Origin of the sequence: Endozoicomonas sp. ALB032, from assembly GCF_049310125.1 — a bacterium.
Taxonomy (GTDB): Bacteria; Pseudomonadota; Gammaproteobacteria; order Pseudomonadales; family Endozoicomonadaceae; genus Endozoicomonas_A.
Genome location: NZ_JBLYNW010000001.1, coordinates 5,271,895 through 5,284,810 on the forward strand (window position 1 = coordinate 5,271,895; position 12,916 = coordinate 5,284,810).

Consider the following 12,916-nt stretch of genomic DNA (forward strand, 5'->3'; position numbering starts at 1 on the left):
GGTATGGGTTCCCACGCTGGGACCCACAGGGTCTAAAAGCGTGGGAACCAGTGTTTTGCGACAGCCTCTCTGGTCCGTGGGCACGAGTCAAAATTCTCTTAATTGAACTTTTAGTAGAAGTAAAAGTCTAACGGATGACCTAATCAATAATAAAGTCTAAAAACCATTTACAAAAAATTAATGAAAGGAAGTACATAACTATGAACATGGAAGCGCTTGGTTTGATTTCAAAGGTTCTGTTTGACGAACATAACACAGGTGGCTGCCTGATTCATTCAGGCAACAGCAGATCTGTGGGACGCTTTTTAAAAATTAGACTTATGGAAGTTTATAGTCAGCAGAGCCTTAAATTTTCCAATAAACTTCCGAATGACACACCTATCAATGAAAGAACTATCGAATTCATTCATATATTACCCACCCTTGCTCAAACCTCTGATTTTTTTGATGGATTAAACAGGCATGCCGAAAATTTCTGCAGAACGATAGAGAGTAATATTGCTGATTCAATAGAAATACAAGACGCTCTAGAAGAGCTCAACAAGGAACATAGATCGAAGAGGATCAATTTAAAAGAATCTTTAAGGGAACTTAAAGGTGTTGGAAACTTTATGAAATCAATTCTAAATAAAGTTGAGAACGGATTTACAATAACTGATAACGAAAAAGAAATATTCAAGTTTTTGTTAGCCAATATACTGAAGATTGATCAAAATACAGACAATTCAAATGTAAATTACATTATTAAAACGTTAACAAAATATTTTCATCCTGATAGATGTTCTGGTAAGAATAGTGATTTATATTCCTGCATTTTAAGCAATGGACTCCGTATTATCGATCACATAAAAATTTTATGGGATGTCGAAAAAACAGAGAATTCCAGAAGTCAGAAGGGTATTAGCCATGAATTAACTATTGACTCTTTGATAGAATCGATTGCCAACCTAAAAAAACTTTCCAGTATGCATCGATTCGAAGCTTATGAAAAAATAAGAAAAGAGATACTGGAAATCAAGGCTAGTGATCTGAAAGATAACGACAAAGAAAGATTATTTATGTCGATTATCCAAGCCGACTCATCAGATTTGATGGAAATAATGATAAATCGCTTGAGTATTAATAATTTAAAAGTCAACAATGAAACACCGCTTATTTATGCTATCCAGAATACTGCCGTGGAGGCTATCAAGATATTAATAGAAAAAGAAGATATCAATGCTCCCGGCCTCGAAAGAATAACACCACTCCAAGTAGCTATTCACTGTTACAAGAAAAGCAAAGATAAGAATGCCAATAGTGATTTTACTGAGATAATTCAGTCCCTATTAGATTGTCATAAACTCTGCGTTGATGCTAAAGACTTTGAGGGCAAGACCGCATTATGCCATATTGCCCTTCAGAAAGAAATTGATTCAACAAGCCTTGAGATTATTAACAAACTAATCAATCTGGGTGCCAATATAGATCAGTGCATTATACGCGATATAACAGTACGTAGCTTTATAAAGAGGAGGCTAAACGAGAAGCAATTTTGTGACATAGAAACATTGGTAGATAATCTGGAAGACTTCAGAAATGGCCGGTTTCCATTGATACCATCGATTGCCAACCTAAAAAAACTTTCCAGTATAGATCGATTCGAAGCTTCTGAAATAATAAGAAAAGAGATGCTGGCACTCAAGGCTAGTGATCTGAAAGATAACTACAAAGAAAGATTATTAATGTCGATTATCCAAGCCGACTCATCAGATCTGATGAAAATAATGATAAATCGCCTAGGTATTAATAATTTAAAAGTCAACAATGAAACACCGCTTATTTATGCTATCCAGAATGCAGCCGTGAAGGTTATCAAGATATTAATAGAAAAAGAAGATGTCAATGCTCTCGGCCTCGAAGGAAAAACACCACTCCAAGTAGCTATTGGCTGTTACAAGAAAAGCAAAGATAGGAATGCCAATAGTGATTTTACTGAGATAATTAAGTCCATATTAGATTCTCATAAACTCTGCGTTGATGCTCAGGACTCTGAGGGTAAGACCGCATTAGGCCATATTGCCTTGCAGATAAAGATTGATTTAACAAGCCTTGAGATTATTAACAAACTAATCAATCTGGGTGCCAATATTGATCAGCCCATTAAACACGATATAACAGTACGTAGTTTTTTAAAAGGGAAGATAAATAAGACGAAATTTTATGATATAGAGACATTGGCAGATAATCTGAAAGATATAAGAGTGGGAGTTGAATTTCACGGAGATGACATTGTGGCATTAATTGGCGAGTACAATAAAACTTATCACAATAATGATAAAGCACGTGAAAAAGTTGAAGAGGCGATCAGCAATAGAAAAACACTTCTACAGAAAAAAGGCTGCAAAAAGACTGTACTGATGGCAGCTATTGAGTCTGACGCACTAAGTTTCATCCAATTACTATTAAAACGATCTGATTTCACTCTTGACCAGTTAACAACTGAAGGTGATAGTCCATTAGATTATGCAAGAAAAAAAGGTGCTCACACAATTGTCGAATTTCTGTCCGATGTTGTTTTAACAACCGGTGCTTTCCCAACAAATGGTGGGAATACAATGCAATCATCAAATAGTCCGTTCAATAACACCTCGACTGACGGAGCCACAACTCCGAAAATACAAAAAATGAGCTGATTTAAATAACTCAAGTTACGCCACATCCTGAAAATCAGTCACTATAGGTGACATGGCTCGTTCCCACGCTGGAGAGGGTGTCGCAAAACTCTCTCCAGCCTGGGAACGAGTTGACTCCCGTCATTCCCGGCTTCATTCTCGTCATTCCCGGCTTCATTCTCGTCATTCCCGCGAAGGCGGGAATCCACACTGACTCACCACCAGAACCATACTGCCCGGTGTACCCCTGGCCTTGATCCCGGAGAAGGCAGAGATCCACCGTTGGCGCTGGATTCCCGCCTTCGCGGGAATGACGACTTCAGAGCGCGAGAACGAGCTGTTGAAGTTTTGCAACACCCTCGCCCTGCGTGGGAATGCATACCTGCCATGAAAAGCGGACTCTGCAGCGCGAGCTGGGTATGGGTTCCCACGCTGGGACCCACAGGGTCTAAAAGCATGGGAACCAGTGTTTTGCGACAGCCTCTCTGGTCCGTGGGCACGAGTCAAAATTCTCTTAATTGAACTTTTAGTAGAAGTAAAAGTCTAACGGATGACCTAATCAATAATAAAGTCTAAAAACCATTTACAAAAAATTAATGAAAGGAAGTACATAACTATGAACATGGAAGCGCTTGGTTTGATTTCAAAGGTTCTGTTTGACGAACATAACACAGGTGGCTGCCTGATTCATTCAGGCAACAGCAGATCTGTGGGACGCTTTTTAAAAATTAGACTTATGGAAGTTTATAGTCAGCAGAGCCTTAAATTTTCCAATAAACTTCCGAATGACCCACCTATCAATAAAAGAACTATCGAATTCATTCATATATTACCCACCCTTGCTCAAACCTCTGATTTTTTTGATGGATTAAACAAGCATGCCGAAAATTTCTGCAGAACGATAGAGAGTAATATTGCTGATTCAATAGAAATACAAGACGCTTTAGAAGAACTCAACAAGGAACATAGATCAAAGAGGATCAATTTAAAAGAATCTTTAAGAGAACTTAAAGGTGTCGAAAACTTCATAGAATCAATTTTAAATAAAATTGAGAACGAAGTTACAATAACTTATAACGAAAAAAAAATATTCAAGTTTCTGTTAGCCAACATATTGAAGATTGATCAAAATGCAGACAATTTAAATGTAGAGTACATTATTAAAACGTTAACAAAATATTTTCATCCTGATAGATGTTCTGGTAAGAATAGCGATTTATATTCCTGCATTTTAAGCAATGGACTCCGTATTATCGATCACATAAAAAACTTATGGGATGTCGAGAAAACAGAGAACTCCAGAAGTCAAAAGGGTATTAGCCATGAATTAACTATTGACTCTTTAATAGAATCGATCGCCAACATAAACAAAATTCCCAACTGGTATGAACTCAAAGCTCGTGAAAAAATAAGTAAAGAGATGCTGGCACTCAAGGCTAGTGACCTGAAAGATAACCACAAAGAAAGATTATTAATGTCGATTATCCAAACCGACTCATCAGATATGCTGAAAATAATGATAAATCGCCTGGGTATTAATAATTTAAAAGTCAACAATGAAACACCGCTTATTTATGCTATCCAGAATGCTGCCGTGGACGTTGTCAGGATATTAATAGAAATACAAGATATCAATGCTCCCGGCCTCGAAGGAAAAACACCACTCCAAGTAGCTATTTACTGTTACAAGAAAAGGAAAGATATGATTACCGATCGTAATTCTATTAGTGATTTTACTAGGATAATTCAGTTCATATTAGATTGTCATAAACTCTGCGTTGATGCTAAGGACTCTGAGGGTATGACCGCATTATGTCATACTGCCCTTCAGAAAATAATTGATTCAACAAGCCTTGAGATTATTAACAAACTAATCAATCTGGGTGCCAATATTGATCAGCCCATTATACGCGATATAACAGTACGTAACTTTATAAAGGGGAGGCTAAATAAGGAGCAATTTTATGATATAGAGGCATTGGCAGATAATCTGGAAGACTTTAGAAATGGCCGATTTCCATTAATACCATCGATTGCCAAACTAAACAGACTTCCCAACATGGATCGGTTCGAAGCTTATGAAATAATAAGAAAAGAGATGCTGTCACTCAAGGCTAGTGATCTGAAAGATAACTACAAAGAAAGATTATTAACGTCGATTATCCAAACCGACACACCAGATCTGATGAAAATAATGATAAATCGCCTAGGTATTAATAATTTAAAAGCCAACAATGAAACACCACTTATTTATGCTATCCAGAATACTGCCGTGAAGGTTGTCAGGATATTAATAGAAAAACAAGATATCAATGCTCCCGGCCTCAAAGGAAAAACAGCGCTCCAAGTAGCTATTGACTGTTTCAAGAAAAGCAAAGACAAGAATACCAATAGTGATTTTACTGAGATAATTAAGTCCCTATTAGATTGTCATAAACTCTGCGTTGATGCTAAAGACTTTCGGGGCAAGACCGCATTATGCCATATTGCCCGTCAGAGAAGAATTGATTCAACAAGCTATGAGATTATTAACAAACTAATCAATCTGGGTGCCAATATTGATCAGCCCATTAAACGCGATATAACAGTACGTAGCTTTATAAAGAGGAGGCTAAACGAGAAGCAATTTTGTGACATAGAGACATTGGCAGATAATCTGAAAGATACAAGAGTGGGAGTTGAATTTCACGGAGATGACATTGTGGCATTAATTGGCGAGTACAATAAAACTTCTCACAATAATGATAAAGCACGTGAAAAAGTTGAAGAGGCGATCAGCAATAGAAAAACACTTCTTCAGAAAAAAGGCTGCAAAAAAACTGTACTGATGGCAGCTATTGAGTCTGATTCACTAAGTTTCATCCAATTACTATTAAAACGATCTGACTTCACTCTTGACCAGTTAACAACTGAAGGTGATAGTCCATTAGATTATGCAAGAAAAAAAGGTGCTCATACAATTGTCGAATTTCTGTCCGATGTTGTTTCAACAGCCGGTGCTTTCCCAACAAATAGTGGGAATACAATGAAATCATCTAAGCGTCCGTTCACTAACACCTCGACTGACGGAGCCACACCTCCGAAAATACAAAAAATGAGCTGATTTAAATAACTCAAGTTACGCACCATCCTGGAAATCAGCCATTCTGCCAGTGTCAGATAATAAAATTTTGTTGGTTTTACTTATCAACCTGTTATGAACTTCCCTGCAAAAATCGAATCTAAATTCAAGTATCAACTATAGCGCCCCTTGCTTATCAAGGATGAAATACTCACTTTCAAGGAACAAAACATGAATAAAATAGACAATAGCTCCATCGTTCAAGGCCCTCACTCGCCACCACCCAAACGAGCTCGATTGGAAACATCAGCGATTACAAGGGCAGGAAGGAGCATCACGGTATCTGACTGGGAAGAAAAAGAAAAACCTTCATTATCAGTTATATCCCCGTCATCATCTGCCATGATTCTTCACGATTTGGAGCCTCGGGATATCCGCAGTTCAGAACGGGTTTGTCCCCCCCTTCGCGAGACTGTCATAGCTGATAAGGCTCTGGCAAAAGACTGGTATCGTCGGTTTTCTTCAGCACAGCAGTGTCGACTAGGCACTGCCATCAAAACAAAAGATGATAATCAACTTCGTGATTGGTTAGAGTCGTTCTCGAATGACCGGGCGTTGGTGGAGTCACTCATAAATCTCGATCGCGAGGATAGTTGTTTCCCTGCCCGGTTATATTCCACCAAAATCAGGCTGATGTCCGAATGTAAAACATTTAATTTGCTGACAAAAGCCACCATTCACGGAAAAAAACGTATCGCCTCAGCCGCACTCAGTTCCGACGGCCGCTATCTGGTAGCCGTCAATTACCAAAACAAGGCAAAAATCTATCGCCACATGACTGATGGATCATGGGAAAAAGTAACCACCATTTCCCATAAAAGCTTTGTCTACTCAGCTATTTTCAGCCTCGACGGGAAGCATGTGTTGACCGCCAGCCGCGATGGCACAGCAAAAATATATAGTTTGGGGTACGAAGAAGCATGGAAACTGGATGAATCATGGCAACCAAAAGCCATCATTTCCCATGATACCATGGTTCTATCAGCCAACTTTAGCGCCGATAGCCAACATGTGATAACCCACAGTTCGGATGGAAAGGTGCAAATCCATAGCCAGATAGACGATGGATCATGGCAATTGACAGCCACATTTTCCCATAATGATGGTGTCGAATCGGCCAGCTTCAGCCCTGATAGCCGCTATGCAGTCACCGCCAGTTGGGATAGTACGGCGAAAATCCTTGCCCGGAAGACCGATGGATCATGGGAAGAAGAAGCCATCATTGACCATGAGAGTAGTGTCTTATCAGCCACCTTCAGCCCTGATAACCGCCATCTCGTGACCACCAGTAGTGATTGCACTGTAAAAATCCATAGCCGCAGAGACAATGGTTCATGGGAATTAACCGCCATATTTCTCCATAATGCTATTGTCGAATCAGCCACCTTCAGTCCCGACTGCCGTCATTTGGTGACTGTCGGCTATGATGGCACAGTGAAAATCTACGCCCGGAAAGACAATGGATCATGGCTAGTAAAAGCCATCATTCACCATAAGGGTCGCGTCAGGTCAGCCGCCTTCAGCCTTGATGGCCTCCATTTCGTGACCGCCAGTGACGACGGCACGGCGAAAATCATTGGTCAGCTGCCCGATGGGTCATGGGTAGAAAAAGCCTGCATTTCCCATGATGGCTGGGTTCTATCAGCCAGCTTTAGCGACGATGGCAGTCATGTGCTGACCGCTGGTGGCCACATGGTGAAAATCACTGAACTAAAGCGGAGTGATTTATTGCCTGCCCCACCCCTTTTACAGCGTACCTGTACAATCTTGTGATTTTTCTTACTCAACAGGGTGGTCAATGGTTGGATTCTAGCTGGATCAATATTAAACGTCGCTGCTCATTGAGGATACGTACCTGCTTTCAGAGAAAAAAATATGAATGGAATAGACAATAACCCCAGAATTGAAGTTTCACACTCGCCTCCTAAACGAGCTCATTTGCAAACACCAGAGGGTAACCATGCAGACAGGAGCGTCAGGGTACCTGACCAGAAAATAGAAGATAAACCTTCATTGCAGGCTTTAACCCCATTACCACTTTCCATGATTTTTTCCTATTTGGAGTTTAGAGATATCCGCAGCCTGGAACTTACCTGTACCATCCTTCGCACGGCTGTCAAAAAGGATAACGCTCTGGCAAAAGCCTGGTATCGTCGGTTTCCTTCACCACAGCAGTATCAACTAAGAACAGCCATCAAAACAAAAGATGCTACTCAACTCCGTGATTGGTTAAAGTCGTTCACGAATAATCAGGCGTTGTTGAAGTCACTCACAGGCCTCAACCCGGTGGGGGTTTCTGTGCCTGCTCAGTTATATTTCACCAGAGCCAGGCTGATGTCCGAATATAAAATATTTAATTTGGTGAGAAAAGACACCATTTACGAAAATGAATCAGTCGACTCAGCCGTCCTCAGTGTCGATGGCCGCCATCTGTTAATCGCCAACTGCGATTATGCAGCAAAAATCTACCGCCGCATGGCTGATGGATCATGGGAAACAAACACCATCATTCCCCATGGAAGAAGGATCCGCACAGCTATTTTCAGCCCCGATGGGGAGCAAGTTTTAACCGCCAGTTGGGATGACACAGCAAAAATATACCGTCTGGGGTGCGATGGGTCATGGTCAGAAAAAGCCTGCATTTTCCATAATGGCTCGGTTATAAAAGCCAGCTTTAGCGCCAATGGCCGCCATGTGATAACCAACAGCTCGGATAAAACGGCGCAAATCCATAGCCGGAAGGACGATGGATCATGGCAATTGACAGCCACATTTTTCCATGATAATGCTGTTTACTCAGGTAACCTGAGCCCCGATGGCCACCATCTGGTCACCGCCAGTTGGGACAAGACAGCGAAAATCCATCGCCAGAAGACCGATGGATCATGGGAAGAAGCAGTCTTCACTTTTTACCATCAGGATCGAGTCAGTTCAGCCGCCTTCAGCCCTGATGGCCACCATCTGGTGACCGCCAGCGACGATGGCACAGCAAAAATCATCAGCCAGCAGCCCGATGGCTCATGGTTAGAAATAGCCTGCTTTTCCCATGATAAGAAGGTTCTATCAGCCAGCTTCAGCCCCGACTGCCGTCATTTGGTGACCTGCAGTGATTGCAAAGTGAAAATCTACGGCCAGAAAAATAATGGAAAATGGGTAGAAAAAGCCATCTTTAAACATGAGGATCCTGTCACCTCAGCGACCTTCAGCCCTGATGGCCGCCATTTGGTGACCGCCAGTGATGATGGCACAGCGAAAATCATTGGTCTGCAGCTCGATGGCTCATGGTTAGAAAAAGCCTGCATTTCCCATGGATACTGGGTTATATCAGCCTGTTTTAGCGACGATGGCAGTCATGTGGTGACCGCTGGTGACAACACGGCGATAATCACTGAACTACAGTGGAGTGATTTATTGCCTGCTGCCCCACCCCTTCTTCAGCGTATCTGTACAATCTTGTGATTTTTCTTACTCAACACGGGTGGTCAATGAGTGACACCATACGGCCTGTGTTGAAAAAAATAAATTTTGTTAGCTGCACTTAACAACATGTCATGAACTTTCATTCTAAAACCGATTCTAAACCGCTGGATCAATATTAAACGTCGCTGCTCATTGAGGATACGTACCTGCTTTCAGAGAAAAAAATATGAATGGAATAGACAATAACCCCAGAATTGAAGTTTCACACTCGCCTCCCAAGCGAGCTCAATTGCAAACACCAGAGGGTAACCATGCAGACAGGAGGGTCAGGGTACCTGACCAGAAAAGAAAGGATAAACCTTCATTGCAGTTTTTATCCCCATTATCACTTTCCATGATTTTTTCCTATTTGGAGCTTAGGGATATCCGCAGCATAGAACGTACCTGTACCTTTCTTCACGAGGCTGTCAAAGAGGATAAGGCTCTGGCAAAAGCCTGGTACCGTCGGTTTCCTTCAGCACAGCAGTATCAACTAAGGGCAGCCATCAAAACAAAAGATGGTACTCAACTCCGTGATTGGTTAGAGTCGTTCACAAATAATCAGGCGTTGTTGAAGTCACTCACAGACCTCAACCCGGTGGGGGCTTCTGTGCCTGCTCAGTTATATTTCACCAGAGCCAGGCTGATGTCCGAATATAAAATATTTAATTTGGTGAGAAAAGATACCATTCACGCAAATGAATGTGTCGACTCAGCCGCCCTCAGTGTCGATGGCCGCCATCTGTTAATCGCCAGTTTCGATTATACAGCAAAAATCTACCGCCGCATGGCTGATGGATCATGGGAAACAAACACCACCATTCCCCATGGAAGAAGGGTCGTCTCAGCTATTTTCAGCCCCGATGGGGAGCAAGTGTTAACCGCCAGTTGGGATGGCACAGCGAAAATATACCGTCTGGGGTGCGATGGATCATGGTCAGAAAAAGCCTGCATTTTCCATAATGACTCGGTTCTGGCAGCCAGCTTTAGCAGCAATGGCCGCCATGTGATAACCAACAGTTCGGACAGAACGGCGCAAATCCATAGCCGGAAGGACGATGGATCATGGCAATTGACAGCCACATTTTTCCATAATGAAGCTGTTTACTCAGGCAACTTGAGCCCCGATGGCCACCATGTAGCCACCGCCAGTTGGGACAAGACAGTGAAAATACATCGCCAGAAAACCGATGGATCATGGGAAGAAGCAGCCTTCACTTTTAACCATCAGAATCGTGTCAGTTCAGCCACCTTCAGCCCTGATGGCCGCCACCTGGTGACTGCCAGCGAAGATGGCACGGCGAAAATCATTAGTCAGCAGCCCGATGGCTCATGGTTAGAAATAGCCTGTATTTCCCATGATCACACGGTTCTATCAGCCACCTTCAGCCCCGATAACCACCATGTGGTCACCACCAGTTGGGATAATACAGTGAAAATCCATCGCCAGAAAAACAATGGATCATGGGTAATAAAAGCCACCTTTAAACATAATGATCCTGTCAGCTCAGCGGCCTTCAGCCCTGATGGCCGCCATTTGGTGACCGCCAGTAATGATGGCACAGCGAAAATCATTGGTCTGCAGCGCGATGGGTCATGGTTAGAAAAAGCCCGCATTTCCCATGGATACCGGGTTATGTCAGCCAGTTTTAGCGACGGTGGCAGTCATGTGGTGACCGCTGGTGGCAACAAGGTGATAATCACTGAACTACAGTGGAGTGATTTATTGCCTGCTGCCCCACCCCTTCTTCAGCGTATCTGTACCATCTTGTGATTTTTCTTACTCAAGAGGGTGTCGCAAAACTTCAACAGCTCGTTCTCACGCTCTGAAGTCGTCATTCCCGCGAAGGCGGGAATCCAGCGCCAACAGTGGGTCTCTGCCTTCTCGGGGATGACAAGGCCGGGGGGCACCGGGCAGTATGGTTCTGGTGGTGAGTCAGTGTGGATTCCCGCTTTCGCGGGAATGACGAGAAACTTCACCAGATGTCATGAACTTTCATTCTAAAACCAACTCTAAGCAGCTGGATGAATATTGAACATCGTTGCTCATCGAGGATAGCTACCTGCTTTCAGAGAAAAAAATATGAATGGAACAGATAATAACGCCAGAACTCAAGTTTCGCTCTTACCACCTGAGCAAGTTCGTATGGAAACACCAAGGGGTACCTATGCGGGCAGGAGTATCAGGGTACCTGACGAGAAAATGGAGGATCAACCTTCATTGCGGAAATTACCCTCATTAGCATTTTCCAGGATTTTTCGTTATCTGCAGCTCCGGGATATCCGCAGTTTAGAACAGGTATGTAACTTCCTTCACAAGGTTGTCAAAGAAGATAATGCTCTGGCAAAAGCCTGGTATCGTCGGTTTTCTTCGTCACACCAGTACCAACTGAAGATGTCTATGACTGCAAAAAACAAGAATCAACTTTATGATTGGTTTGAGTCGTTTACCAGTGATCAGGCACTGGTGAAATCACTGGCAGACCGCAACCCGGAGGAAGTTTATGTACCGGCTCTGTTTTTTTTCACCAAGAGTAAACTGATGTCTGAATGTAAAACGTTTAAATTAGTTACAGCATCAAAGATTAAGAAAAATGAACAGGTAACTTCAGCCAGCCTCAGTGTTGATGGCCGCCATATGATCACCACCTGTATTAATGACTCAGCAAAAATCTTCGTCAATAAGCCTGACGGATCATGGCAACCAGAGGCCATCTTTCCTCATGCCAAAGCGGTCACTTCTGCCAGCTTCAGCCCCTCTGGTGACCATGTGGTGACTGCCAGTAAAGATGGCACGGCTATAATTTACGGCCTTAAGGCCGACAGGTCCTGGGAACCAGTGGGCCGCATTTCCCATACCAAAAAAGTCCAATCAGCCACCTTCAGCACCGATGGCCGCCGTGTGGTGACCGCCAGTTCCGATATGTCGGCGAAAATCTATGGCCTCAAGGACGATGGGTCCTGGGAAAGTGAAGCCACTATACTCACGAACAGTCCGATCATATTTGCTACTTTCAGCCCCGATGGCTACCACCTAATAACCGCGTGTTTAGTTGACACGGCGAAAATCCATACTCAGCAGACCGATGGATCATGGCGAGAAAAAACTACCATTCCCCATTTTGATATGGTCATCTCAGCCGCCTTCAGTCCCGATGGCCGCCATGTGGTGACCGCCAGTATGGATAAAACGGCAAAAATCAATGGCCAAAAGGCCGATGGGTCATGGGAACCAGAAGACACCATTCACCATATTAGCCGTGTGCTCACAGCCAACTTCAGCCCCGATAGCCGCTATGTGGTAACTGCCAGTTTGGAAGGCACGGTAAAAATCCATAGCCAGAGAGCCGATGGATCATGGCAGCCAGAAGCCAACATTGTCCATGAACAGGGAGTCTTCTCAGGCATTTTCAGCCCTGATGGCCGGAATGTAGTGACCGCAGGCAATGACGGAACAGCGAAAATCATTGGCAAAAAGGACGATGGGACATGGTTAGAAAAAGCCTGCATTTCCCACAAGGATGGCTGCTGGATCAACTCAGCCAGCTTCAGCACCGATGGCCAATATGTGGTAAGCGTCGCCAGCAACCGCTCGGTCAAAATCACTGAACTGCGGAAGAATCATTCATTGTTTAGCGTCACTGAGTGACGCCATTCTGCCTGTGTTGAAAGATAGAAATTA

Annotated in this window: 8 protein-coding genes; 7 read left to right on the forward strand and 1 reads right to left on the reverse strand. The window is 43.0% G+C overall.

The window, feature by feature from the left end; genetic code table 11:
- Nucleotides 1-200: 200 nt before the first annotated feature.
- From ACO6VG_RS19270 to ACO6VG_RS19295, 6 genes are all read left to right on the forward strand, one after another.
- On the forward strand, nt 201-2,675 hold the full coding sequence (locus tag ACO6VG_RS19270; RefSeq protein ID WP_422475175.1) for an ankyrin repeat domain-containing protein: 2,475 nt from the start codon (nt 201-203) through the stop codon (nt 2,673-2,675).
- Between the two features lie 110 nt (nt 2,676-2,785).
- Nucleotides 2,786-2,911, forward strand: a complete 126-nt coding sequence (locus ACO6VG_RS19275; RefSeq protein WP_422475177.1) for a hypothetical protein — start codon at nt 2,786-2,788, stop codon at nt 2,909-2,911.
- 359 nt (nt 2,912-3,270) lie between these two features.
- Entirely contained in the window at nt 3,271-5,757 is a 2,487-nt protein-coding gene (locus tag ACO6VG_RS19280) for an ankyrin repeat domain-containing protein (RefSeq protein ID WP_422475179.1), read from the forward strand.
- Nucleotides 5,758-5,946: 189 nt separating this feature from the next.
- Nucleotides 5,947-7,548, forward strand: coding sequence for a WD40 repeat domain-containing protein (locus tag ACO6VG_RS19285; RefSeq protein WP_422475181.1), 1,602 nt, complete (start codon nt 5,947-5,949; stop codon nt 7,546-7,548).
- A gap of 102 nt (nt 7,549-7,650) precedes the next feature.
- The gene (locus ACO6VG_RS19290) at nt 7,651-9,234 is read left to right on the forward strand and encodes an F-box/WD repeat-containing protein (protein ID WP_422137997.1); all 1,584 of its coding nucleotides are present in this window, start codon (nt 7,651-7,653) and stop codon (nt 9,232-9,234) included.
- A 187-nt stretch (nt 9,235-9,421) separates the two neighbouring features.
- Nucleotides 9,422-11,008, forward strand: coding sequence for an F-box/WD repeat-containing protein (locus ACO6VG_RS19295; protein WP_422475184.1), 1,587 nt, complete (start codon nt 9,422-9,424; stop codon nt 11,006-11,008).
- Here the strand turns inward: ACO6VG_RS19295 and ACO6VG_RS19300 are convergent.
- Entirely contained in the window at nt 10,984-11,214 is a 231-nt protein-coding gene (locus ACO6VG_RS19300; RefSeq protein WP_422133812.1) for a hypothetical protein, read from the reverse strand. The genes ACO6VG_RS19295 and ACO6VG_RS19300 overlap by 25 nt on opposite strands.
- 103 nt (nt 11,215-11,317) lie before the next feature.
- Here ACO6VG_RS19300 and ACO6VG_RS19305 point away from each other — a divergent pair, with 103 nt between their 5' ends.
- The gene (locus tag ACO6VG_RS19305; RefSeq protein WP_422475187.1) at nt 11,318-12,883 is read left to right on the forward strand and encodes an F-box/WD repeat-containing protein; all 1,566 of its coding nucleotides are present in this window, start codon (nt 11,318-11,320) and stop codon (nt 12,881-12,883) included.
- Nucleotides 12,884-12,916 lie beyond the last annotated feature (33 nt).

Coding starts and splice junctions, on each gene's coding strand:
- ACO6VG_RS19290 (WP_422137997.1), top strand. CDS start 7,651: ATGAATGGAATAGACAATAACCCCAGAATTGAAGTTTCACACTCGCCT.
- ACO6VG_RS19285 (WP_422475181.1), top strand. CDS start 5,947: ATGAATAAAATAGACAATAGCTCCATCGTTCAAGGCCCTCACTCGCCA.
- ACO6VG_RS19280 (WP_422475179.1), top strand. CDS start 3,271: ATGAACATGGAAGCGCTTGGTTTGATTTCAAAGGTTCTGTTTGACGAA.
- ACO6VG_RS19295 (WP_422475184.1), top strand. CDS start 9,422: ATGAATGGAATAGACAATAACCCCAGAATTGAAGTTTCACACTCGCCT.
- ACO6VG_RS19305 (WP_422475187.1), top strand. CDS start 11,318: ATGAATGGAACAGATAATAACGCCAGAACTCAAGTTTCGCTCTTACCA.
- ACO6VG_RS19270 (WP_422475175.1), top strand. CDS start 201: ATGAACATGGAAGCGCTTGGTTTGATTTCAAAGGTTCTGTTTGACGAA.